General features: G+C 59.8%; 19 protein-coding genes and 3 pseudogenes. 16 read left to right on the top strand and 6 right to left on the bottom strand.

Annotated elements, in window-relative coordinates; genetic code table 11:
* Nucleotides 1–9 precede the first annotated feature (9 nt).
* From C2L64_RS13325 to C2L64_RS53205, 3 genes are all read left to right on the top strand, one after another.
* Nucleotides 10–297 carry a type II toxin-antitoxin system RelE/ParE family toxin gene (locus C2L64_RS13325; protein ID WP_007588946.1) on the top strand — a complete coding sequence of 96 codons (288 nt, stop codon included), beginning with the start codon at nt 10–12 and terminating at the stop codon, nt 295–297.
* A 12-nt stretch (nt 298–309) separates the two neighbouring features.
* Nucleotides 310–618: a HigA family addiction module antitoxin gene (locus C2L64_RS13320; protein ID WP_007588944.1), complete on the top strand. Its 309-nt coding sequence runs from the start codon at nt 310–312 to the stop codon at nt 616–618.
* A gap of 312 nt (nt 619–930) precedes the next feature.
* Entirely contained in the window at nt 931–1,095 is a 165-nt protein-coding gene (locus C2L64_RS53205; RefSeq protein WP_158660509.1) for a hypothetical protein, read from the top strand.
* Nucleotides 1,096–1,178: 83 nt separating this feature from the next.
* Here the strand turns inward: C2L64_RS53205 and C2L64_RS13315 are convergent, their stop codons facing one another.
* Entirely contained in the window at nt 1,179–3,149 is a 1,971-nt protein-coding gene (locus C2L64_RS13315; RefSeq protein WP_090839055.1) for an alkaline phosphatase family protein, read from the bottom strand.
* Between the two features lie 438 nt (nt 3,150–3,587).
* Nucleotides 3,588–5,501, bottom strand: a complete 1,914-nt coding sequence (locus C2L64_RS13310) for an SMP-30/gluconolactonase/LRE family protein (RefSeq protein WP_244144697.1) — start codon at nt 5,499–5,501, stop codon at nt 3,588–3,590.
* Nucleotides 5,502–6,266: 765 nt separating this feature from the next.
* Between C2L64_RS13310 and C2L64_RS13305 the strand changes: the two genes are divergently transcribed.
* From C2L64_RS13305 to C2L64_RS13275, 7 genes are all read left to right on the top strand, one after another.
* Nucleotides 6,267–6,557 (top strand): hypothetical protein, encoded by a 291-nt coding sequence (locus C2L64_RS13305; protein ID WP_090839051.1) that lies wholly within the window; start codon nt 6,267–6,269, stop codon nt 6,555–6,557.
* A gap of 166 nt (nt 6,558–6,723) precedes the next feature.
* A complete protein-coding gene (locus C2L64_RS13300) occupies nt 6,724–7,392 on the top strand; it encodes an MlaC/ttg2D family ABC transporter substrate-binding protein (protein ID WP_007588936.1) in 669 nt (222 codons plus the stop codon).
* Between the two features lie 219 nt (nt 7,393–7,611).
* Nucleotides 7,612–7,821: a hypothetical protein gene (locus C2L64_RS13295; protein WP_007588933.1), complete on the top strand. Its 210-nt coding sequence runs from the start codon at nt 7,612–7,614 to the stop codon at nt 7,819–7,821.
* 210 nt (nt 7,822–8,031) lie between these two features.
* Complete coding sequence (locus C2L64_RS13290) at nt 8,032–8,304, top strand: hypothetical protein (protein ID WP_007588932.1); 273 nt, start codon at nt 8,032–8,034, stop codon at nt 8,302–8,304.
* A 38-nt stretch (nt 8,305–8,342) separates the two neighbouring features.
* The gene (locus C2L64_RS13285) at nt 8,343–9,104 is read left to right on the top strand and encodes a bestrophin-like domain (RefSeq protein ID WP_007588930.1); all 762 of its coding nucleotides are present in this window, start codon (nt 8,343–8,345) and stop codon (nt 9,102–9,104) included.
* A 580-nt stretch (nt 9,105–9,684) separates the two neighbouring features.
* Nucleotides 9,685–11,427 (top strand): SulP family inorganic anion transporter, encoded by a 1,743-nt coding sequence (locus C2L64_RS13280; RefSeq protein ID WP_090839049.1) that lies wholly within the window; start codon nt 9,685–9,687, stop codon nt 11,425–11,427.
* A gap of 234 nt (nt 11,428–11,661) precedes the next feature.
* Entirely contained in the window at nt 11,662–13,083 is a 1,422-nt protein-coding gene (locus tag C2L64_RS13275) for a DUF2252 domain-containing protein (protein WP_039901571.1), read from the top strand.
* 246 nt (nt 13,084–13,329) lie between these two features.
* Here C2L64_RS13275 and C2L64_RS13270 read toward each other — a convergent pair whose 3' ends face one another.
* From C2L64_RS13270 to C2L64_RS13255, 4 genes are all read right to left on the bottom strand, one after another.
* The gene (locus C2L64_RS13270) at nt 13,330–13,629 is read right to left on the bottom strand and encodes a hypothetical protein (RefSeq protein ID WP_086915002.1); all 300 of its coding nucleotides are present in this window, start codon (nt 13,627–13,629) and stop codon (nt 13,330–13,332) included.
* 12 nt (nt 13,630–13,641) lie between these two features.
* Nucleotides 13,642–14,724: an IS630 family transposase gene (locus C2L64_RS13265; RefSeq protein WP_086915003.1), complete on the bottom strand. Its 1,083-nt coding sequence runs from the start codon at nt 14,722–14,724 to the stop codon at nt 13,642–13,644.
* A 476-nt stretch (nt 14,725–15,200) separates the two neighbouring features.
* Nucleotides 15,201–15,980, bottom strand: a complete 780-nt coding sequence (locus tag C2L64_RS13260) for an SDR family oxidoreductase (RefSeq protein WP_103153693.1) — start codon at nt 15,978–15,980, stop codon at nt 15,201–15,203.
* Nucleotides 15,980–16,306, bottom strand: a complete 327-nt coding sequence (locus C2L64_RS13255; RefSeq protein ID WP_007588924.1) for a nuclear transport factor 2 family protein — start codon at nt 16,304–16,306, stop codon at nt 15,980–15,982. Before C2L64_RS13255 ends, C2L64_RS13260 begins: the two co-directional genes overlap by 1 nt.
* Nucleotides 16,307–16,391: 85 nt before the next feature.
* Between C2L64_RS13255 and C2L64_RS13250 the strand changes: the two genes are divergently transcribed.
* The 6 genes and pseudogenes from C2L64_RS13250 to C2L64_RS13225 form a co-directional block, all read left to right on the top strand.
* A complete protein-coding gene (locus tag C2L64_RS13250) occupies nt 16,392–16,754 on the top strand; it encodes a winged helix-turn-helix transcriptional regulator (RefSeq protein WP_007588923.1) in 363 nt (120 codons plus the stop codon).
* 332 nt (nt 16,755–17,086) lie between these two features.
* On the top strand, nt 17,087–20,113 hold the full coding sequence (locus C2L64_RS13245) for an ankyrin repeat domain-containing protein (RefSeq protein WP_007588922.1): 3,027 nt from the start codon (nt 17,087–17,089) through the stop codon (nt 20,111–20,113).
* Nucleotides 20,114–20,413: 300 nt separating this feature from the next.
* Nucleotides 20,414–20,719, top strand: a complete 306-nt coding sequence (locus C2L64_RS13240) for a hypothetical protein (protein WP_007588921.1) — start codon at nt 20,414–20,416, stop codon at nt 20,717–20,719.
* 508 nt (nt 20,720–21,227) lie between these two features.
* Nucleotides 21,228–22,169, top strand: a pseudogene (locus C2L64_RS13235) (IS5 family transposase); the annotation flags it as partial.
* Nucleotides 22,170–22,985: 816 nt separating this feature from the next.
* Nucleotides 22,986–23,213, top strand: a pseudogene (locus tag C2L64_RS13230) (IS5/IS1182 family transposase); the annotation flags it as partial.
* An 89-nt stretch (nt 23,214–23,302) separates the two neighbouring features.
* Nucleotides 23,303–23,965 (top strand): annotated as a pseudogene (locus tag C2L64_RS13225) (IS110 family RNA-guided transposase); the annotation flags it as partial.
* Nucleotides 23,966–23,978 lie beyond the last annotated feature (13 nt).

Genomic DNA, 23,978 nt, shown 5'->3' with positions numbered 1-23,978 from the left:
CGGTATAAAATGCCTTTCATGATCCAAACGTTCCGATGCCCCGATACACAGGCCCTGTTTGAAGGGCGCCGCGTTCCGAGATTTGCGAACATCCGGACTGTTGCCGAACGTAAGCTGACACTGCTCCACGCGGCCATGACGCTCGACGCGTTGAGGTCGCCGCCGGGCAACCGGCTCGAAGCGCTTAAGGGCGACCGCGCCGGCCAGTACAGCATCCGGATCAACGATCAATGGCGCATCTGCTTTGGATGGACGGCCGACGGCCCGACGAACGTTGAAATCGTCGACTACCACTGAAGGGGAATGGATATGGTCAAGAACGGTATGCGCCCGGTCCACCCAGGCGAGATCCTCCGCGAGGAATACCTCGTGCCGCTCGGCATGAGCGCGAATGCGCTGGCGACGGCGTTGCACGTTACCGCCGGACGGATCAACGACATCGTGCGCGAGCGCCGCGGCATCACGCCGGACACTGCATTGCGCCTGGCGCGATATTTCGGCGGCGACGCGCAGACGTGGATGAACCTGCAACTCATGTACGACATGAAGATTGCCGAGCGCGACATTGCACGGAAAATCGAGCGCGAAATCGAGCCGCGCGAACTGGCGCACGCGTGATCGATTAAGCGGCACAGTGGCCGAGGTTGAACCGCGACGGGTGTTTATTGAGTCTAATGCGTTCTCAGTTTTCGACGAACGTTGAGAACTTGTGATGTGCTGCAGGTAAACGTAAATCGCTTGGTTAGCGCCAGCAAAAGCTGGACGCAAAAGCACGGAGAACACTGGATTACTCCGCCCATACCGGTCGCGAACGGCGGCTCCGTGAGACGGCAATCGGCCAGGAGCCGTCATTCGTCATCGCGTCACGCGGTCATTCGAGCGGCCGCTTCGCATAGAACAGCGGACCTTCATGCTCGGACCGCGCTTGAGTTGCTGCAAAACCGCACAAATCGCGCCGACCTCTTCAATTCCACCCGCTATGGAAGCAAGCGCTGGTGCGACATGACGAAAAGCGACACGATAGCGAGAGTGGCGGCGATCTTTGTGCTCGAGGCGGCAGGCAAGCGCGAGCGGAAAATCAAACGCCAGAAGTAAAAAACCGCGCGCCAGGGCCGGCCGCGCGGTGCAATCTTTCAGCTCAGCAGAACGGGTCCGGCACCGCCCTCCGTGCCACGCGGTTACGGCGTGCGCGGAAACTCGAACGCGTCGAACAGGTCGCCGATTGCGGGGGCATTGACGGGAACGTACGGATGCGTCTGCAACTGGATCGGATTCGGCAGATTGTCGCGGCTTCTCTGGGTGATCGGCTTCAGACGCCAGTTCCGTTCGATGAACTTGAGGATCGACGCGTGATCTGCATACTGGTGCACGACACGGCCACCGCGCGAGTATGGCGACACGACGATCATCGGGATGCGCGGGCCGTCGCCGAAGAAATCGAGCGGCTGGATGTAGCCCGAGTCGTAGTAGCCGCCGCCTTCGTCGGTCGTGACGAGGATCGCCGTCGAAGCCCACAGGTTCGGGTCGCGTTGCACCTTATCGACCAGCTTGTGTACAAACGACTCAAAGAGCCCGAACTTTGACGACTCCGGGTGCCCGTCGAGCAGACCGCCCGGCTTCACGAACGAAACCGCCGGCAGCGTGCCGTTCGCAATGTCCGCGTACAGATCGGTTGTGTCCTGCAGGTGCGCCTGGACGAGCGCGGGGTTCGTCATGATCGCGGTTTCATACAGGAACGGGTTGCAGATATTGCAGTAGACACTCGTGGCCGGCGTCTTGACGAACGTATTCCAGCCTTCACCGTAGTACTTCCACGAAATGCTCTTCCCGTTCAGAGTATCGGCAATCGTCCGCACCGGTGACGGCGGGATCGTGAATGCGCTCGTATTGACCGTGCCGTCCCCGTTGTAGCCGGGGTTGTAGTTGTTCAGCAGGTAATACGTGTTCGGCGCGCACTTCGCGTCCGGCTTGTACGGCAGACGGTCGAGGTAGTGGCGCAGGGTGCCGGCGCCGGGCTGATGACTGTCCGAGCAGTTAGTGTACGAACCGCCCGAATAGCCGTCCTGCGTATACCAGTTGTTGGTGTTCGGCTGCGGCAGTGGATTCTCGATCTGATCCGCCGGCGGCTTCGCGGCATTGCCGCTGCCGTCCGTGTAGTAGAGCGCATCGGCGGTGCCGATCATGATGCTGTTTGCGCCCGTGCCGCCCATCACCGGCTGGTGATAGTTATCGCTGATCGTGAATTGGCGCGCGAGATGCGTGAAATACGGCATGTCGCCGGTATTCACGTTGTAGTAGCCGAGCGCGGTCGCTCCTTCGCCAGTCGTCTCGTCGTTGAAGTTCGCGGGCTGCGGCTTGCCGTTCGAACCGGCGCCCACCGACGTCTCGACCCACGCGAACAGATCCATCTGGCAACCGCTCGGATTATCGAGCGTGGCGTGATCGAGGCTGCAATCGGCCTGTTGCCAATTCTGGTAGAAGCGGTGCACCGGGCTGTTGATGTACTGGTCATAGTCGGGACCGACACGAGAGATCTGATACGGTCCGTTCGGCAGGTTATACGTGTTCGGGCCGAAACGCGTATCGACGCTATGCGTCGGCAAACCGCTCGCACCGGTGGTCAGGTGCACGACGTCCCAAGGCTCTATCATTGCGCCCTCGGTGGCCTGCGCCGCGGCGAGCGTGGCGAACGGAGGCGGACTGGTATCACTCGGCGCGCTTGCCGTACCGCCGGTATTCGGTGCTGGCAGCACCGAATATGGCTGCTTGCCGCCAGGCGCCATCTCGAAGCGCTTCGGGTCGGTCGCACTGGCCGTGTATTGCGTGGCCAGCGCGAAGTTCGGGCCCGGGCTGCCGTCGGCTGTGATGATGCCCTTCGACAGCAGGTTCGCAACCGTCTGCCCCTGGCGCGGCGTGTAAGCGCCGAATACGTGATCGAACGTGCGGTTCTCGCCGACCACCACGATGACATGCTTGATCGGCGACGCCGTCTTCACTCCCGCAGCCGCTACCGCGGCCTGCTGCTCGCTTTGCGCGACAGCCGGATAGATAGCTGCGGCAAGCGCGACGGAAACGGCGCCGCAAAGTAAGCCGCCTCTAAATGTTGGTATGCTAATTACATCGACAATTTTTTTCACGAACGCCTCCATGACGTTACTCGGACGAGCAATCGGTAATGTGGCGTGTGGAAACGACGGACAGCTCCCTGCATGGAGACGCTGTCTCTCTTACAAAGCGTTACGACGGAAAGAAAATATCGGGAGGCAATGACGGTATAGGGACAAAAAGAAGTCGATGGCGTGTGAATTTGCTAACGAATTACTTTCGTTGAAATTCACATCGCATAATTCGCCCAGAGCCGCTGGACTGGACGACGATGATGGCAAAGGTCTCTTCAGGGTCGAAATATGCCCGTAGCATAAAACCAGGCTTCGGCAAACGCTCTGAACGAGTTCACGAGTTCGGCTAGCGGTCCGGAAGGACGCGCGGATTTTCCTGTCGAACGCTGCCTGTGGAAATAAACAACGTCAAAAACTCGACATGACGTGAGGTGCTCGCCGGGGCGTAGCCGCGACGAGCACTGTTGATCAGGGTGTCCAGCGATAAATGATGACGCTGGTCCCGTTGTAGTTGTCCTTCGTGATCACGTACTCCCCGGTCGACCGACGGTACGATCTAAGGCCGTACATCGAATCCACGTCATTGCCGATGTACACGGTATTGGGACTGCTGTTGATCAACGTGGTGTCCAGGCTGCCTGTGGTCAGATTGAAGGCATCGATGTTGGGCACGGTGTGTACGTATCCGACGAAAAGATAGTTGCCGGCTGCCGTAATCGACTTGGGATTGGCGCTGGTGAGGTTGATCACCGGATTGGGAACCGTTGTGTTGCCTGCGAGCCAACCGTGATACACCTCGATGCGCGTTCCGATCGACGTCCAGTCCGTGCTCCCGACAACGCCCTGTGCCAGGATCATCGTATCGCTTTCCGGCAGGTAGATGATCCGCGTCAATGGCATGATCGTGCCCGGAATGGGCGTTGCAATTCCCGCTCCCCAACCCGGCTGACCGTTGGCATCGAAGCCGGTCAGCGGATAGTGCCAGATGGCATTCGTCTTGTCCAAACCGGCCCAGATGTCTCCTTTGCTGTCGAGGCAGAATCCGTCCCTGACCGGTGCGGTCGTATGGAACGCTGTACCTGGAAGCGTGGCGTCCGGTATTGCGATGTAGCCATTCGCAGCATTGAAGTGGAAGAAATAGAAGGTATCGGGATTCTGGCCGGACGCCACGAGAATCCGGTTGGCGCCGACGCTGGCAAGTTGACCGAAGTGCTCATCGCGTGAGCGATCGTTGATGTTGATGCGTGGATCGGAGGGATAGCCGATCGGATCGACAGTGTTCGCTACGAAACTTCCCCCGGCGGTGCCGGTGTAGATGTTGGTACCTCCATAAAAGTACGTGCCGTCAGTACCCGGGTCTGGAGCGGCGCCCCCCTCGAAGTTGAGAGACTGAAGCTTCCATTGCAGGTGGCCAAAAATGTTGTAGGAGTGAATGTCGGTGCCGCCGTCGCGGCCGAGGTCCCAGCTCCCGCCCCACGGGTTGTTGAGCACGTACAGGTTGCCGGCGGCGTCTTTGCCGATGCCGGTGACGCGGGTAAAACGCTTGTCGCCAACCTGGCCTTTGATTCCCGTTGTCGTATCGAGATATCCCCCCTGAATGCCAAATGTACTGACCGGAATTGGAATGCCCAAGATGTTATAGATCTTGATGTTCATGTCGGGGCCCGCGTCGCCGATCATGAGACACCCGGTCGACGAATCGAAATACAGCGAGGCCGGTCGAGAGGCGACAGACATCTGGATGGTGTTCAGGAGCACGCCGGCCGGATTGAACTCGAGGATCGCGCCCGCACTCTTTTGCGCAACCCAAATGTTTCCTGCGCTGTCCACCGCGAGCGCGCCAGGGCCTGAGACGGCGATATCTTGCCGCCAGACGCCGTCGGTGGTGTAGACGCGGACGCGATCTCCAGGAAAGTCGCTCGCATAAAGGAGCGAGCCCGACGTCGCGAGTCCCGTGATTACATCAGCCCGCTGCTCAGTCGTTGTCGCGCTGACCGGGATGAGAAAGTCGCGGGTTTGGGTGGTCCGGTTGTACCGCGCCACCGTACCGCTGCCGTAAGTCGCATTGAAATGCAGAGCGGCGAAGATCGAAGTTGCATTACCCGTAATGGCGCCGCCCTGAAAATCGCCGTGACCTCCTATGGACCCCAGGCTTTGGCCGTTCTGGTATATCGCGACACCCCCTTCGTTTTCGTCCCACATGGAAGCCGTGTAGATGACGCCTTCGGGCGCTATCCACATGGAGCGCGCGACGCTACCCACGCGATTAGCGTTGGTCCCAAACGTGTTCGCCACCCAGTCGGTGGCGTACTGTCCCTGGCACTCCGGCGCAAGCGTAGCGATCAGCAGTGCGACGAGGAACGTGGCATAGATTCGTTTCATGATCGTGAAGCGTGCCCTCCTGAGGCACGTGAATTGGGGAATTGCGGTGTGGCCCATGCTCGCAGCGTTGACAACCTGATGGGCTTTACATGAGGCCCGACTGATGGCTCCTGTGGCTGCCTTCCGTGTCGTGCTGGCATGCGCGCTATGGGCTGGAAGATTCTTCGATCGGGAAGGGTCGTCTTCGAAGCGTGCGCGGCGACGTTTCTCAGGAAACTGTCCTTGTCCACTCGCCGCGTGTCGCGTCTGTCCAACTCAACGCTGCGTTCGAGCGGTATATCGGCGAGGTGCGGAAAAGGTTGAGCTGTTCGCCGTTTCCAGTACAGGCAAACGTGCTAGACCCCAGCCCGAGCAGCGCTTTCAGCCGGTCCGCGAGGTGGATGAGCGTTCACGTGCCACCTGGCGGATCGGGGTCGCAAGCGTGGCCCGCGAGCGGGTGATTTCTCGCGAACGAAGGTGCGGTAAGGGCCGACTATCGAAGTTCGCGGACGAGGGGCGTCGGACCAGACACGGCGGGCTGCCGAACTTCCGGGCTTGGCCGGCCAATTGCGGACGTTGGCTGAAGGTACGAGGATTTTGCAACCGCTTCTCAGGTTTACTACGAAGGCACGGTGACTACACTTGATATGGGTCGCGGAAATCAGGCGCGCGGCCTTCTCAATTTCTTCCACGCACTAAACGCTGTCGAAAAGAGCAGTTACACGCTGCACACATTGTTCGTGCGGATGCTCGTCTCGCTGGCCCATCAAACAGGAGGCCCCAATCATGCAGACTGTTATAAGGCGGTATTCCGGAAAGGGTGCAAAGGAGTTATTCGATCTGCTGGAGAAGCGCACGGCTGACGTCGAAGAACTGATGCGTCCGGTCAAAGGCTTTGTCGGCTACACCCTCGCACGCGGCGGCGATGGCGGATTCTCGGTGACTGTTTGCCAGGACAAGGCAGGCATTGATGAAAGCGTGCAAAAGGCGAAGGACTGGATCGCCAAAAACGCCGGAGACACCGGCGCGACCGCGCCAGAAGTATCGGAGGGATCAGTCCTCATTCACCTGAAGTAAGTCTTCGGCTGGCCACTGGCGGCGCGTGAGTTCGGCGACCGGATTGGCAGGTACGTAACCGGCCTCAGTGGCTGCTCCGGTATGCCAGCGTCGCCGCATGAGCAGCGAAACGCCGCGCGAACCGCTCCGGCGGTCTACCGGGCCCTTCTCGGAATCGAGGTTTGCGATGAAGCACTTCCGCCGAAGCACCATTGTCCGTTCCGCGTTCGTCGCATCGCTGGCCATTGCGGCCGGCATCGGGTCGCTGTGCGCGCCTGAGCACGCTTGGTCCACTCAAATCAACGACCAGACCGACCCGCAGATACTCATCCAAACCGTGACGCAGCAAATCCTGGACGAGGTGCGCAAGCAGGCGCTCACGCCGGACGACATTCCGCGCATCATGATTATCGTGAACCGGGACATCCTCCCATACGTCGACATTCGCCGCACCACGCAGTACGCGATGGGCCGCTTCTGGCGCACCGCGACACTCGAGCAACAGGACCAGGTGATCGAGCAGTTCAAGCAGCTGCTTATCCGCACGTATTCCGGCGCGCTCGCGCTGATCAACACGGATCAGAAATTCGAATACCTGCCTTCGCCCGCCGAGTCGAGCGGCACCGACGCCGTGGTGCGCACGGTCGCGCCAGGCAAAAACGGTCAAATGCAGATCGACTACCGGCTGTACAAATCACCGCAGGGTTGGCGCGTCTATGACATGAACGTGCTCGGCGCGTGGCTGATCCAGACATACCGTACGCAATTCAGCGACAAGATCCAGCAAAGCGGCGTCGACGGGCTGATCCAATATCTCACCGACCGCAACAAGCAACTTACGTCTGGCAATCAGTGACCGCGTGGCGGATTCTCGATGTAGGTCTCGACGTGCCCATGGCGACGAGCCTTTAACCTGTTTAGTGAGGGGGCTCGACTGGCTCCCGTGCTGGCTGGCTCGCTCGCGTCTTCTCCATTTACCGACAAGCTGGCATACGTGCTTCATGCCAAACGTCCGTGGGTCGGCCGCAGGTTGCCACAAGCTGCCCGTGGCTGATTGAGGAATCTGCACTTCCGCGTGTCCGAACTGTTCATACAGGAGGCATTTGCGCAGATTGGCGCCCCGACGGAATTTCGGCCACAAAAAAATCATTCACTGCTTTCAAAAATCAGCCGGTCTGGATTGTTCGCTTCGATGTGGCACGAATTGGCGCAATCGACCCAGCGCTACTCCTCCGATCCGGATGAAAACGATCGCGCACCGGCGACAGGCGATGCGCCCTATTGAGCCGATATAGGACCAAGGTGCAATATCGGCATCCCCCACTGGTCACGTAAACTAACCTTTGAGCAATTGCCGTGGATCGTGCGCACCCGGACGACGTCAAGAACCAGGCCATCCTTACGGACGAGACGATTCGGGCGCTTTTCCTCACTGATGACCCGTTGATGAAGATATGAGGGCAGACCCGTGAACAGGCGTCTCTTGAGATTTGCGATGGTGCCAGCCCTGCTGTTCGCGGGCAGTGCCATCGCACAGCAATATCCGATTATGGACATGATGGCCGACAACCTCGTGCAAAAGTACCAGCAATCGTCCTGTGAGCAACTGTGGCATGAGAGAGCCGAAAAACAGGGCAAGCCAAAGCCCGAGAGAGAACAGCAGGCCGTGCAGATGCTGCGCGACGATCCACAGATGCGCACCGCGTTCATCAACAGGGTGGCAGCGCCGATCCTCAACAAGATGTTTGAGTGCGGCATGATCCCCTGACCGTCGACAGGGTGCCACGAGAGACCGAGGATTGAACTGTGAGCGACGTCGTTGTCGCATTGATCGTGTTTGTATGCGTATTCAGCGGCGCGCTGCTTGGCTTGTACGTGCATGCCATGCTGCCGGAGCATCACCTTGACGATGATTCAGTCGGTGTCGTGAAGCTGGCGACCGGTCTGATCGCGACGATGGCCGCGTTGGTGCTTGGCCTGCTGATCTCGTCGGCGAAAAGCTCATTCGATACAGTGAATAGTGAGCTTGTGCACAATGCCGCTAACATCGTTCGCCTCGATCGCGTGCTGGCCCAATATGGACCTGAAACGCATGAGGTCCGTGACCTGCTTAAGCAGAACTACAGCACGTGGATTCAGATACTCGCTTCCCGCGACCCTGCGCAGGTATCAGCAGCGGGCAGCATCCAGTCGTTAAAACGGGCGGAAGGCCTTCAGCACAAGCTGAAAGAACTCTCGCCGCGTAACGAAGAGCAGCGTCAGCTGCAGACGAGCGCCATCCAGATTGCCGATGAAGCGCTGGCCGTGCGCGGGCTGGCGCTGCTGCAGGAGGCGAGTTCACTCCCCATACCGCTGCTGGTAGCACTGGTGTTGTGGCTTTCCATCATTTTCGGCGCGTTTGGGGTGTTCGCCTCCGCCAACGGCACGGTCATTGCAGCATTGTTTCTGGGCGCGTTATCCACTTCCATGGCAATTTGCCTGATACTGGAAATGAACTCGCCGCTCGCGGGGCTGATTGCAGTCTCACTTGCTCCGATGCGCAACGCGCTCGCCATGCTTGGTCAGTAGCTGCGTGGAGCCCAGCGCGGGAGTCTCGGCACAAGCCTGCCGACCAGAGGGTTGAAGCGTAATGTCACCCGTGAATGGGCGTCAGCGCTTACGCAACTTGGCCGACGCAACTGTCCAACGCGGCAAGGACTAAGAGGCGGGTGAACGGCGGCTCAGGATTACGCAACGGTCGTACACGATAGTTGACGTGAAGGGCCGCTTGGGGTCGCGTGCCGCCGATCGCCGGCAGCCACAGTCGGGGCGAAATATGCGCATTGCGTGAGACTGCACCCGGCCACAAGCTGTCATTAACGGAGACAAAGAACTTCCCTTTTGAGCGGCTGGTCCTCGCCACAAAGAAGTCACTCCAAGGCCACTGCCTCACCCGGCCATTGAAGCGTGCGCGGTGCGAGCGCGCGCAAAAATGATACGGGGGCCCCCTCCTGCCCTCCTTACTAGGACCAAGGTCCAATTTCCTTGTCCACCGGACGCCCTACACTAGGGGTGTGGAAACAGGCAATAGCATGAAGGCGTTCGCACCCCGAGTGTTTTGTTTGCGCAGTTTCCTTGTTGAATCGACTTTCGCAAAGGAGGCGAGCCCGTGAGCGAAGTACCTCCCAACGCCGGCAAAGTCACGAGCGGTGATTCCGTGCGCGGGTGGCGCGCGGTGTTCCCCCCGGCACAGTGGCTGGCCGCCTATCGTCCGCAATGGTTGGCGCACGACGCGATAGCCGGGGTGACGCTCGCTGCCTACGGTATTCCGGTGTCTCTCGCCTACGCGTCGCTCGCCGGGCTGCCGCCGCAGTACGGCATTTACTGCTATCTGGTAGGCGGGCTGTTCTACGCGCTATTTGGCTCGTCGCGCCAGCTTGCAATTGGACCCACCTCCGCAATCTCGTTGCTCGTCGGGGTAACCGTTGCGAACATGGCAGACGGTGATCCAGCCCGCTGGGCGTCCATTGCGGCGCTGACGGCGTTGCTCGTCGGAGGCATGTGTGTGCTGGCGTGGCTGCTGCGGCTGAGTTCGCTCGTCAACTTCACCAGCGAAACGATACTGCTCGGCTTCAAGGCTGGCGCTGCGCTGACGATCGCCTTGACTCAATTGCCGAAGCTGTTCGGAGTCAAGGGTGGCGGGGAGAACTTCTTCGAACGCGTCGTCGTCCTTGCCGGCCAGATCTCTGATACGAACCTCGCCGTGCTTGCTTTCGGTCTTGCCGCGATCGCCATGCTGCTGTTGGGCGAAAAATTCCTGCCGGGCCGCCCGGTCGCGCTATTCGTGGTGGTGATTTCCATCATTCTGCTGTCAGTCACTCAACTGGGTGGTCTCGGCTTCAAGGTCGTCGGCGCGATACCGCAAGGGTTGCCTGAGTTCCGCCTGCCGGGGCTGCGGGTGCGCGATGTGGACGGCGTGATTCCGTTGGCGTTCGCCTGTCTGTTGCTGTCGTACGTCGAAAGCGTTTCCGCCGCGCGCGCACTGGCGCAGGCGAACGGCTACGAGATTGATCCGCGTCAGGAACTGCTAGGCCTGGGCGCGGCGAATCTGGCCGCGGGGCTCTTCCGCGCCTACCCGGTAGCCGGAGGCCTGTCGCAGTCCTCGGTGAACGACAAGGCCGGCGCCAAAACACCGCTCGCGCTGGTTTTCGCGTCGGTCACGATCGGTCTGTGTCTGATGTACCTGACTGACTTGCTGAGCAACCTGCCCAATGTGGTTCTCGCGGCGATCGTGCTGGTTGCCGTCAAGGGATTGATCGACATTCGGGAACTGCGCCACGTCTGGCGGGTAAGCCGCTACGAATTCTGCGTAGCAATGGTTGCTTTCGCCGCCGTGCTGCTGCTGGGCATCCTGAAGGGCGTAATGGTGGCGGTGCTCGTCTCGATGTTGCTGCTCATACGGCGCGCCGCGCATCCGCATGTGGCCTTCCTCGGCCGCATCGCTGGCACCCGGATTTACTCCGACATCGAGCGTCACCCGGACAACGAGCCCGTTCCGGGTGTGCTGGTATGCCGCGTCGAGGCGTCGCTGCTTTACTTCAATGTCGAGCACGTGCGCGCTGCGGTCTGGCAAAAGATCCGCTCGACCACCGGACCGGTCAGGCTGGTGATATGGGATCTATCCACATCACCCGTCGTGGACCTCGCCGGCGCGCGCATGCTGGCGACGTTGCACGAGGCACTGCAGGCAGAGGGGATCGGGTTGCAACTCGTCGCAGCACACGCCGAGGTGCGGGATATCCTTCGTGCCGAAGGACTGGAGGACCGCGTCGGCCATTTAGGACGCCGCGTCTCGGTGGCCGATGCGATTGACGATTCTCAGGGCGGCATGGGAATGGGCGCGCCGGCATGAACCAGAAACGCAGGCCATGACGTGGTGACATGGCGGACGCTACGACGAAAGCATCTATCTGAACGCGTTGGGAAAGCGCGGCTCGCCCCTTCTCGGAAATCTGACGCTTTCCCCTCAAGCCGCTTGACTGATTGCTGAGGCCAGTCGGGGAAGTGAAGAAATCGGTCGTCATCGGGCGTTGGCCAGTCGAGCGTGCGGCAGGTTGCGCCAGCAAACACAGAAGGGAGAGAGGTTATGGACAAAGCTGTTACGCGGAAGCACCCGAGTGCCGCAGCTCGAACAGAAACCCCTTACTTGACCGCTGATGAGCGCGCGGCTAAAGGGCGGGCGCTGCGCGACACGGTGTCGCGCGCGTCGCAGGCGGGATGGAAGCCGCCTGAGGATCGCCGTGACCCGGTCCAACTCCTTGGCGACTCCAATGAAGGCCGCATCATGGAGCTGATCCCGATCCGCTTCGGACGCATGTCTGCGTCGCCATTTGCCTTCTATCGTGGTGCGGCGGCGCTGATGGCTGCCGATCTCGCCACGACGCCCACAAGCGGGATTCGTGTGCAGGCGTGCGGCGATGCACACCTGATGAACTTCGGCGGCTTCGCAACGCCGGAGCGCAACGTAATCTTCGACATCAACGATCTGGACGAGACGCTGCCGGCCCCATTTGAGTGGGACCTCAAGCGGCTCGCGGCGAGTGTGGTGATCGCAGCGAAACATCTGGAGCTTCCCAACAGCGACGCGGCAGGCGTGGCCATGGATCTCGTCCGCGAATACCGCGAGCGGATGCATGATTACGCGGGGATGCGGGCTCTCGATGTCTGGTACGACAGAATCGACCTGCAAAAGTACAAGGATCGCACGGGCGATCCTGCTGCCGTGGAAGCCGCGCGCAAGCGGATAGCGGACCGGATCGAAGTGGAAAGGCGCAAGACGGTGCCTGACCATCTGTATCCGAAGCTGGTCGCGCAGGAAGGTAGCGCGCCCAGGATCAGGGACGAGCTACCGCTGATCTTTCATCCGACGGAACAACAGGCCCCCGGTATCGAATCGGGGTATGCCGAAGCCATCGCCTCGTATCGCGAGAGCTTGCCGGAGCATGTCCGCACGCTGTTTGACAGGTTCTACTTCGTCGATCTGGCGATCAAGGTGGTGGGCGTGGGCAGCGTCGGCACGATGTGCGCTGTGGGTCTGTTCATGGCGGCGGACAACGACCCACTCTTCCTCCAGGTAAAGGAGGCAAGGGCGTCGGTGCTCGAACCCTATGCGGGGAAGAGCCAGCATCCCAATCATGGCCAGCGTGTCATAGCAGGCCAGCGCATCATGCAGTCGGCCAGCGACGTGTTCCTCGGTTGGACCCGTGGAAAGAACGGCCGCGACTTCTATCTTCGTCAGCTGCGCGACATGAAGATGTCCGTCGTGATCGAGGACTGGGATACGGGGATGTTGCGGCAGTATGCGCGGATGTGCGCGCATGCTCTGGCCCGTGCGCATGCGCGCTCCGGTGATGCGGCGATGATGGCCGGGTATATGGGTTCCGGGCAGACCTTCGACGACGCGGTCGCCGAGTTCGCGACTGAGTACAGCTCCCAGAACCGACGTGATTATCGGGAGTTCGTCCGTGCTATCAGAGAGGGCCGGATCGAGGCGACGATAGAGGACTAGGCGGGGACGGTCCTATTCATTTCTGGGCAAATATTCGCTTTGGGAGCTGGTTCGGTACCGCCACCGCACTGGCCGGGTCGGTCACCGCATTCACCGCCATGACGAGCTCCGCGTCGGAGGTCGATAGGGGGCGTGAATCGCAGGTACGGCCTATGGCCTGGCCGAGCGTTTCGAAGGAGTGAATGACCGTTGTACCCGGGAAGCGGCCGATTTGGTAGCGCCTAGTACAACATCCCTCAAATAGGTTTAATAATTGTCTGGCTGCAAATAAGGCTGCAGGAGCGTGACAACCAGTTGGGCCATTTCGGCGAGCGAACCTGAGCCAGGCAGAGGTTCCCATCGCCCGCTATGGCTACGAAAGGCCGCACCATAAAGATTGCGGCTGAGTTCACTTAGGCGTGCCACAACAGTCGGCTCCTGATTGTCCAGGCGTTTGATCAGCAGATGACGCCCGTAAGCCTGCGTGACCACCTGGTCGTGGCCCAACAATTCGCGCAGTTGACGCTGCAGTTCGCTTGCATGATGTTTCGCGGGTAAGGCAGGCATGACCGCTCCGGTTCAGGATGCGCCAGTTTGCAACGGATAGCCGCGGAAAGTCCATCTGAAGGGACGTGCCGTCTGGTTGCGCTCGCGGATGAACTGCTCTGTACGCTCGCGAAGATGCACCGTGCTGGTGTGGCTGGCGTGACGCAGCACACGGCGCGTATAGAGCCCAAACCACAGTTCGATCTGGTTCACCCAGCTCGCGTGCAAAGGGGTGAAATGGAAATGAAACCGTCCATCGTGCCGCGCATTGAATGCCTGCCATACGGCTTGGGCGCGATGCGTGTTCAGATTATCCCAGATCACATGCACCTGCTTGCCCGGATACGCGGCTGCCACACTGTCCATGAAAGTCACCAGGTCGCCCTGGGTCCGCCGGTCGCGGCAGCTTCCCAGTACCCGTCCGGTATGAACATCCAGCGCGGCAATCAGAGACTGAGTACCGTGACGGATATATTCAAATTCCCGGCGGCGCAACCGTCCGGCTGCCGGGGCGCGCCCTGGATGCTTGCGCTCGATGGCCTGGATGCCGGTCTTCTCGTCAATACTCAGTACCACCGCATTCTTCGGCGCCTTGCGGTACAGCTTGCAGATCACGTTGACCTTCTCGCGAAACGCCGGATCCGGACTATGCAGCCACTGTTGCACCCGATGCGGGCGAACGTCGCCAGCCTGCAGGATGCGCTGCACATGGCTGCGACTGATCTGTTCGACGATCCCTCGCTCGACTGCACGCGTCACAATCTCATCGAGCGTCGGCGTGGCCCGACCTTGCGCTTCCTGCACTTCACACGCCAGTGCGATCAGCTGCAGCCGCGTCTCCTGCGTGATGCGCGGCGGACGACCACTGCGCTCTGCCTCCCGAATCCCCTGCGCGCCTTGCCGCGCAATGCGCTGGCGCCACTGGCTGACGGTCTGCACGGACACGCCCAATTCCTGTGAGATCGCCGCGCTCGTGTAGCCCTCGTGAGCCATTAACGCGATGCGTGCCCGTGTCACATCGCGTTGTGCAGCCGTCGTGCGTCGGATCAGCGACTGCAGCTCCTGTCTTTCCTTCCTGGCCAGCTTCACTGGCGTTGCATGGCGTCCTCGACTCATACCGCCAGGATAAACCATGCAATCAATTATTAAAAGTAATTGCGGGATGTTGTACTAGTCCACTGTCCGTTGAGGATCGTCTACGGAAGTTCGGCTTTCAACCAGGGATCGCGGTGTTCGAGGCGACCTCGTATTTCCGGGTTCGGCAAGCTTGAGCCATTCTGAGGAAGCTTTCGCGGGTCCGCTCCCGGCTCGACATGAGACGGTCGCTGATCGCGCTCTGAGCTTGCTGTCCGCCATTCCAGGGCATCGCGAATTGCGGACGAAGGGTGACCTGCTGTGTGACCTGATGTCCAGGTGCGATGACGCCGGTGAATAATGCCCGGCCCACCACGGGTGGCCGTGCTGCAGAAAAGCAGAGGTTCATTGGGCAGGCACACCACGTGAAGGCCGGCGCCTGAACGGGAACCGCGAACAGCTACCTGCGAAACGCGCTACGCCGAAGCACGTCGACGTCCACCGACAAGCGGCTCAGATCACGCAGTCGGAACAGTCCCGCCGTCGATGACGTACCCAGTGCCGGTGATGGCGCTGGCCCGCGCGGAGACGAGGAAACCGATGAGTTCTGCCACTTCCCGGGGAGAGCATGGCCGGCCGAGAGGAATGCCCCCGAGCGAATCCATGATGATCTTGCGGGCGCCTTCCGTGTCGATGCCGTTCTGCCGGGCGATCTCAGCAACGAGACTCGCGGCTGCATCCGTCTCGACCCAGCCCGGGGAGACACGCACGACCCGAACGCCTTTCGGACTGACTTCCCTGGACAGGGCTTTGCTGTAGTTCGACAGGGCAGCCTTGGCGGCGGCATAGGCAATCGTTGCTTCCGGCAACGGTAACTGCCGCTGGATCGACGTGACGTGGATGATGACGCCCGAGCGCTGCTCGACCATCGAGGGCAACAGCGCGCGATCGATGCGTACTGCCGGGAACAGGTTCAGGCTCAATGCCTTGTTCCATTCGTCGTCGTCGAGCGCCCTGAAGCCACCCGCCGGCGCAGATGAGCCACCCGCCACGTGCACGATTATATCGACGCCGCCGAGCCGGTCGAGCACGGCGTCGACAATGGTTTTACAGCTCTCGGCCGTCGTGATGTCCGCACCGATGAACCTTTCTTCGGTAAGGTCGTCGGAACGCGAACGTGCCGTCGCGAGGACGTTCGCGCCCGCCTCGCAAAGGCGTGCGACAACGGCTTTACCGATGCCTTTGGTCCCGCCTGTGACGAGCGCCCGAAGGCCCTGAAGTTCGGATGCGGCGCTCATCAGTGAATCTCCAGAGACGCGATCTTGCCGCCGGCCAGGACAAACGTGTAGGTCAGCTCGACCGGGCTACCGGGGAAGGTGCCGGTGAGCCTGGCGCGCATCGTCACGGCGGCGCCATCCTGGGACAAGTCCAACGGCTCGACGTTGTACTGGTACCTGGCTTTGGCGTCTTTCTTCCAGGCCTGGATGGCTTCGAGCCCCTCGATAGTGCGGCCCTCGTCGCGCACGACGGCATCGGCAGCGAAGCAGTTCGCGAGAGGAGCGGTGTCGCTGGTGGTTTCTGCGTTCAGATAGGCATCCAGTGGCGGCGGCAGGGTCATGTTCATCGGACTTTTCCTGAACGTCATGCATGTCCCAATGATGGCGCTATAGTTACCACATCGCAAGAACGCACTAAAAAGTAAGTGAGCCGTGCCCAACCGAAAAACCTACACCCCCACGACCGCCGCGATCGACGTCGAAGCCGCATTCAAGCTGCTGGAAGGACGTTGGAAGCTGGTCATCCTGTTTCACCTTTTCGGTGGTCAGGTGCGACGCTTTTCGGACCTCGAGAGGCTGATCCCCGGCATCACGCAAAAAATGCTTGCGCAGCAGCTACGCCGCCTCGAAGAGGACGGCATTGTGACGCGCACGGTCTATCACCAGGTGCCGCCGAAGGTGGACTACCGCCTGACCGATTGGGGGCAGGCGCTGTGCCCGGCACTGGATGCGATCCTGAAATGGGCGGAGCGCCGTGAGGACTTTCCATCGGCTGCGTCGAACGTGCGTGCCTGAGGCTGGCTGACCTGTTTTCCTGAATTCGAATTCTGTGGGTCGTCGACGAGGTGTCTGCTGCAAGTCAACGGATGCGTCTGCATCGGTTTTGGGGTGCTCTCCCAACGTTTTCGGAGTCACGCCGTCGGGTCGCGGTATGGTCGGACCGCGTCAGCGATCCGCCACTCCAAAACCCGTCATTCAGCATGAAGGAATACTCTGTCAAAGGGCGTCCGGTTCAGGTCGGATAACTGCCGTTCAAGAATGACCGGAAAACTTGCTATAGAGGTTGGCAGGCCCGACGGCCATGAGAGAATTCTTGCTCTTGCACTTGTCTTCGACCTCATCGCCTCATGAAGATTCTCGAATACACAGGCCTCGACACCTCACGCGTCAAGGCCAGCTATGACAAGGTGTCCGCGGCCATCGCTCGCCACGACTTCCGTGCTGCCCAAGTCAAGAAGCTCGCCAATCTCAGCCACGGCAAGTTCTACCGGGCGAAGCTGGATGACGCCGACCGGCTGTTGTTCTCGCTGGTGCGCCACGGGGATGAAGTCTGCGCACTGATGCTGGAAGTGATCGCCAATCACGCCTACGATAAGTCACGTTTCCTGCGCGGCGCGGCGATTGACGAGAGCAAAATTCCAGACATCAGCGCTGATGACGCCATCAGGGAGGCGCAAGCCCTGCGCTACCTTCATCCCGAGCGTACCGGCATTCACCTGCTCGACAAACCGATCTCGTTTGATGACACGCAGGAGACCATTTACCGACAACCACCTCCCTTGGTTGTGGTCGGCAGCGCTGGCAGCGGCAAGACCGCACTGACGCTTGAAAAGCTCAAGCGTGCCGAAGGTGAGGTCCTCTACGTCACTCACTCCGCCTTCCTGGCGCAGAGTGCCCGCGACCTTTACTACGCCAACGGTTTCGAGCATGGCGGTCAGGATGCTGTATTTCTGTCCTACCGGGAGTTTGTCGAGTCGATCCGCGTTCCGGCAGGACGCGAGGCTAGCTGGCGCGACTTTGCGGGCTGGCACTCCCGTATACGGCAGAACTTCAAGGATGTCGAAGCCCACCAGGCTTTCGAGGAGATTCGCGGCGTGATTGCTGCCGGGTCGGGCGGTGTCCTGTCGCGTGACGAGTATCAAGCACTGGGGGTGCGTCAATCGATCTTTCCCGTAGAACGGCGCGACCAACTCTACAATCTGTTTGAGAAGTATCGCGCCTGGCTGGCCGAGGCAAAGCTCTACGACCTGAATCTTGTCGCCCACGACTGGCAAGCGCTGGCCGCGCCGCGGTACGACTTCGTGGTTATTGACGAGGTGCAGGACATCACCACCGTGCAACTCGCGCTCGTGCTGACAACCCTGAAGAAGCCTGGCCATTTCATGCTCTGCGGGGATTCCAACCAGATTGTCCACCCCAATTTCTTTTCCTGGAGCCAGGTCAAGAGCCTGTTCTGGAAGGACCCGAAACTGGCCGAGCGGCAGGGATTGCGCGTGCTAAAGACCAACTTTCGCAACGGCCTGGAGGCCACTCGCGTCGCCAATCAGTTGCTCAAGATCAAGCAGCGGCGCTTCGGCTCCATCGACCGCGAGAGCAACTTCCTGGTCCAGGCCGTCGGGGGCGAGACCGGCCAAGTTACGCTGATGCCCGACAAGGACGCCACCAAGCGCGAACTGGACCAGAAGATTCGCCAATCCACCCAGTTCGCCGTCCTGGTAATGCGCGACGAGGACAAGGCCGACGCCCGCAAGCACTTTGCCACGCCCCTGTTGTTCTCGATCCACGAAGCCAAGGGTCTCGAATACGAGAACATCGTGCTCTACCGTTTCATCTCGGATCACCGCGGCGAGTTCAACGACATCGTCGAGGGCATCGCCAAGACCGATCTGGCGGTCGAGACACTGGATTACAAACGCGCCAAAGACAAGAGTGACAAGTCGCTCGAAGTCTATAAGTTCTTCGTCAATGCCCTGTATGTAGCGCTGACTCGTGCCATCAAGAACATCTACATGATCGAGTCGGACACAGGGCATGATCTGTTCGGGTTGCTGGATCTGAGCGTGGGCCAGACCAAGATCGAGGCCAAGCAATCCACGCTCGAAGACTGGCAGAAGGAAGCACGCAAACTCGAACTGCAGGGCAAGCAGGAGCAGGCGGAGGCCATCCGCCGCACCATCTTGAAGCAGGTCCCGGTGCCATGGCCGGTGTTCGACGAGGCCAAGGTCAGGGAACTGCTGATCAAGGTCTTCCGCGAGCAGTCTCCGGGCAACAAGGGCAAGCAGCAACTCTTTGACTATGCCACCTGCTTCGATGAACCGCAGCTCGCCAAGTGGCTGGCCGTCGAGGCGAAATTCGAGCAGGCACGAACCTTTGACCAGCAGCGCGCGGTGTTCGCCCGCAAGAGCTACGTCCCTTTCTTCGCCAACCACTTCAAGGACATCCTCAGGCAGTGTGACCAGCATGGCGTCGATCATCGCCTGCCAATGAACCAGACGCCACTGATGGCCGCAGCTGCTGCAGGAAATGTGGCGCTGGTGGAAGCCCTGCTGGAGCGCGGTGCCGACCGCGATGCCGTCGATCACTATGGTCACAATGCACTGCACTGGGCTTTGCGTCAGGCATTTGGCGATGCAAAGTTCGCTGCTGGCCCGCTGGCGGCAATCTATGAATGCTTGGCTCCGCCCTGCATTGATGTCAGAGCAGGTGATCGCTTGGTCCGCATCGACAGGCATCTGTCTGAATACTTTCTGTTCCAGACCCTGTGGGTATTGTTCAAAGCCCGATTCAGCAAGATACGACGCAATGCAGACAGCGCGTTCCAGACCCAAACCATCCTCGATGCCTGGCAACACTTACCCGCTAACATAGTGCGGCCGGAGCGCAATAAGCGCCAGCATCTTTCTGGCGTGCTGGCGAGGAACGAAATCGACAGAGACTATGCCTACAATCGATCTCTGTTTCTGCGCGTATCCACCGGGCGGTACCAGTTCAATCCCAAACTCGCTGTGCGTCGCCGCCAGGGCGAAGAAGAAAACTGGATCCCGATCTACACTGCACTCAACCTCCCGTTGATTAGCGAGTTTGCCCACAACGACGGCTGGATCAGCACTTGGGACAATATTGACAAACTAGTGATCCTTGCCGGACTACCTGAACGAACCACACCCATCGCGGCTGAACGCTTCGCCGAGCGGCAAGCGGCCAAAATGAGGGAGTTGGACGAACGCAGAGCCAATCAACTTGCTGCCAAAGCACGCATTCGTGCAGCCGGCGAAGCCACCCAGAACACGGCACCTCGATGGGGAACAACGGAGGCCAAACGGCTTGAAATCGAACGCGTGAAACAAGAAATCGAAAGACGAAAGAAGGGTTGACTTGCCGATATTTCTTTGGGTCGACATGCGGCCTTGAAGCGTCATTCGTCCGCCGCGCGGCTCGGACGTTCAGATGACCGCTCCGCTCAGCAAACGGCCATGAAATACGCGGATGACATCTGGGCCAGCTACGGTTGAGAGCTTCCATCTCTCCCGGGAACGCTGGTGCGTGGAACGCTCAGCAACCGCATGTGAACGCCCCCAATTGCTCTTTGCTGGTTTGTTGAATAGTCACAGCCAATAACGCGACAAACTCTTATTCTAGAAGAGTCCATTCGGACCCAATCGAGGAGGAAGACTATGCGCATGCTTCTCAACATACGAATACCTCACGAGCCATTCAACGCTTTTGTGCGTGATGGCTCCATCGGAGAGTTAATGGAGAGGATTCTCGCAGAGATGAAGCCGGAAGCCGCCTACTTTACCGAGCAGAACGGAACACGCGGAGCAATCCTCGTCGTGAACCTTGAGGAGCCGTCGCAGATTCCAAAATTCGCGGAACCATGGTTTCTTACGTTCAATGCCGACTGCGAGTTTCGCGTGGTGATGGTGGCAGATGACCTCAAGAAAGCTGGACTCGAAACGCTTGGCTCGAAGTGGAAATAGGGAGCGCGGCACGGCGTGTGAGTGACGCTAACAGCATGCCGTGCTGCCGCCCGCTTCGGTCAACCTACTCAGATGACCGCTTGACCTCGGAGATCTGCCAGTCCCACCAGTATCGATGAAAGCGGGACGGACTATCTATAAAGGGTTGACTGCCGCCGATCGCCGAAAGGCACCGACCGGCCGTTAGCGGTCCGTCGACGTCACGCGGCGATCGTTGACAATGCCTGTTTGGAGTCTCGAAAGCCAGGAGCAGACATAAGGAAAAGGGCAACCCCTGGCATTTCGGTTTGGTGCAACACTTGGCGACGAATAATAGCGGCTCCAACATTTTGAGCGCTGGTTTAGCATTCACCCACGGAAATCAAAGTCGACTTTGTCGCTACGTAGTCGACCCTGAACAATTCGGAGAGCCTCGTGCGACGGAGCTTTGAGGCCGAAATGGTGTTGTGAGATTTGCAGGAACCTGGCACATTAACGCGTGAATCCTGCATTTTTCGACGAGGTGCAGATGGGTCCGAAGACGCCTGTGCCGGAGGGAGATTTCTTCCGGCAACCGCTGCGCGAACAGATCAACCTGAAGCATCCGCTGGTGCGCCTGACTGACCTGATCAACTGGGATCGGCTAGGCGTGTCGATGAGCGAGAGCTTCGTGTCACGCAGGGGGCGACCAGCGAGTTCGCCACGTCTGATTGCGGGGCTGCTGTATTTGCAGCACGCGTTCGATCTGTCCGACGAAGAGGTCGTCTGGCAATGGGTGGAGAATCCATACTGGCCGGTGTTCACGGGCGAAACGTACCTGCAGACCGAGCCGCCAATTGACCCGTCGAGCCTGACGCGCTGGCGCAAACGACTGGGCGAGGCCGGCGTTGAAGAGTTGCTGGCCGAGACGATCGAAGCAGCAAAGCGTGCTGGTGTTATCAAAGCTTCGAGCGTGAAGCGCGTGATTGTCGATACAACAGTCATGGAGAAGGCGATCGCCCATCCGACCGATTCGCGATTGCTCGAGCGGTGTCGCGAACATCTGGTGAAGGCTGCGGCACGGCACGGCCTGAAGCTGCGACAGAACTACAACCGCGAGGCGCCGCGTCTGGAACTGCAGATTGGCCGCTACGCTCACGCGAAGCAGTACAAACGCATGAGCAAAGCGTTGCGCACGCTGCGCTCGCGCGTTGGACGGGTGATGCGCGATGTAGAGCGACAGGCCGCCCAGGTGGCAGACTCAGGCCGGGCGGCACTGCTGGAGCTGATTGGTCGCACGAAGCGCGTCCTGGCGCAGAAGCAGAAGGACAAAAACAAGCTCTACGCTCTGCACGCACCGGAAGTTGAGTGTCTGGCGAAAGGCAAAGCCCGCACACCCTACGAATTCGGCGTGAAGGTGTCGATCACGACGACCCACAAGGAAGGGCTGGTTGTTGGCATGCGTTCGATGCCAGGCAATCCGTACGACGGTGTGCGACGTGAAGTTGCATGAATGATTGTTTCACCTGGCTTTGGCCAGTTAGGAAACCGGCTGTTCCGTCAGCCGTAACCTACCGATGCATGCGGAACTGGTAACGGTTCGGTGTGAAGCCATCGGGACAACGCAACCCGTTCATTGAACGACCAGGGTCTCGTGAGAGACGCAGATCGTCTGCCAGCACCAAGGCGGACAGGGTGCCAGGTTGGGCAGTATGGTTAGCAAATGCGAACTGCTGGTTAAGCGTCGTTAACGGAAACAAGCCAAAGGTGCTGTCAGGCTTGAGCCAAAAGGCATGCAATCGGTTGCCACCGTACCGTCTGGGGGCACACGGACTGAAAGATTGCCGACGTAGAGGCAGAACCTAACCTGCTCATGTCCTTCATGCGGAACACGGTAAGCCCAATTCCCCGCCGCAGAAATGCGGCAGGTAACTCGCGAGGGAAGCTGTTGGGGAAGTGGGTAAGAGCACGCGGCGAAAGCGAATGCCGAGCTGTAATGGCCCGGATAGGGGTTCAATATTTGCCCTGACCCGAAAGGGTGCAGACTTCCGCGAGGCGTGGCTGGCGCCCGCTAGTATCTGAGGTTCGACGAAGGGAAGCTTGGAAGAGACTGTCCTTGGACAGTTCAGCGCCCTCGTCCCAACGATGGGATGAACCGACGATATGCCGCTGGCGAAGGTCTCGCTGAAGTTGGCAAGACCGGTATCGCCTTGGCGATACTTCAGCAATGCTTGAGCCGTTTGCGGTGAAAGTCGCTTGGGCGGTTCTTTGGGGAGGAGGCGGCAGCGATGTCGTCTCCTTACCCGCTCACACGCTGGCTGAAGCGCTGGAGCAGGCGGCAATCCTGAGCGACACCAGGCCGGAAGTCGCCATCGTTGACCGTGGCTACAAGGGTGTCGCGGTCGACGGCGTGAAGATCTACCACCCGGGCTTGCGCCGGGGCATCACACGCGGACTACGCGCGATGATCAGACGGCGCAGCGCCATCGAGCCAGCCATCGGTCACATGAAGACAGACGGAAAACTCGGCAGGAACTAATGGAATGGACGCCCCCACCCGAAACGGCATCAGTGTGCCAAAGTGGACGTGTCGAAGCGACCACTTGAACGAGGAGAGCGCCCAACATGAAGATTACGACAATTGGCATCGATCTGGCGAAAACCGTCTTTGCGATTCACGGCGTGAATGAACATGGTCGAGTGGTGTTGAAGAAACTGCTCAAGCGTGACCAGATGGCGGCGTTCTTTGCCAACCTGCCAGCGTGCCTGATCGGGATGGAGGCATGTGGCAGCGCCCATTACTGGGCTCGTAAGCTGCAAGGCATGGGACATACGGTACGGCTGATCGCGCCGCAGTTCGTGAAGCCATACGTGAAGACAAACAAAAATGACGCGGCGGATGCCGAGGCAATCTGCGAGGCCGTCGCGCGTCCGAACATGCGCTTCGTGCCGGTGAAGAACGTTGAGCAGCAGTCGGTACTGTCGCTGCATCGCGTTCGGCAAGGTTTCGTTCGGGCTCGTACCGCACAAGCCAACCAGATACGCGGTTTGCTGAGTGAGTTCGGGCTGATTGTTCCACAGGGGATCCACAACCTGGCCGGGCGAGTGCCCGGGTTACTCGAGGATGCGGCCAACGACTTGACGGGATCCTTCCGGCTGCTGATCCAACGCCTCCTGGAACATCTGAAGGAACTGGACCGACAAGTTCGTGAACTGGAAGCGAAAATCCAGGTGTGGCACCGCGAGAACGCGATCAGTTGCAAACTGGCGCGGGTGCCAGGCATTGGTCTGAGGTTGACCC

The organism is Paraburkholderia hospita, from assembly GCF_002902965.1.
GTDB classification, from domain to species: domain Bacteria; phylum Pseudomonadota; class Gammaproteobacteria; order Burkholderiales; family Burkholderiaceae; genus Paraburkholderia; species Paraburkholderia hospita.
This window is presented reverse-complemented; position numbering and strand designations above follow the sequence as displayed.

Coding starts and splice junctions, on each gene's coding strand:
- C2L64_RS13325 (WP_007588946.1), top strand. CDS start 10: ATGCCTTTCATGATCCAAACGTTCCGATGCCCCGATACACAGGCCCTG.
- C2L64_RS13320 (WP_007588944.1), top strand. CDS start 310: ATGGTCAAGAACGGTATGCGCCCGGTCCACCCAGGCGAGATCCTCCGC.
- C2L64_RS13315 (WP_090839055.1), bottom strand. CDS start 3,149: ATGGAGGCGTTCGTGAAAAAAATTGTCGATGTAATTAGCATACCAACA.
- C2L64_RS13310 (WP_244144697.1), bottom strand. CDS start 5,501: ATGAAACGAATCTATGCCACGTTCCTCGTCGCACTGCTGATCGCTACG.
- C2L64_RS13305 (WP_090839051.1), top strand. CDS start 6,267: ATGCAGACTGTTATAAGGCGGTATTCCGGAAAGGGTGCAAAGGAGTTA.
- C2L64_RS13300 (WP_007588936.1), top strand. CDS start 6,724: ATGAAGCACTTCCGCCGAAGCACCATTGTCCGTTCCGCGTTCGTCGCA.
- C2L64_RS13290 (WP_007588932.1), top strand. CDS start 8,032: ATGGTGCCAGCCCTGCTGTTCGCGGGCAGTGCCATCGCACAGCAATAT.
- C2L64_RS13275 (WP_039901571.1), top strand. CDS start 11,662: ATGGACAAAGCTGTTACGCGGAAGCACCCGAGTGCCGCAGCTCGAACA.
- C2L64_RS13270 (WP_086915002.1), bottom strand. CDS start 13,629: ATGCCTGCCTTACCCGCGAAACATCATGCAAGCGAACTGCAGCGTCAA.
- C2L64_RS13265 (WP_086915003.1), bottom strand. CDS start 14,724: ATGAGTCGAGGACGCCATGCAACGCCAGTGAAGCTGGCCAGGAAGGAA.
- C2L64_RS13260 (WP_103153693.1), bottom strand. CDS start 15,980: ATGAGCGCCGCATCCGAACTTCAGGGCCTTCGGGCGCTCGTCACAGGC.
- C2L64_RS13255 (WP_007588924.1), bottom strand. CDS start 16,306: ATGAACATGACCCTGCCGCCGCCACTGGATGCCTATCTGAACGCAGAA.
- C2L64_RS13245 (WP_007588922.1), top strand. CDS start 17,087: ATGAAGATTCTCGAATACACAGGCCTCGACACCTCACGCGTCAAGGCC.
- C2L64_RS13240 (WP_007588921.1), top strand. CDS start 20,414: ATGCGCATGCTTCTCAACATACGAATACCTCACGAGCCATTCAACGCT.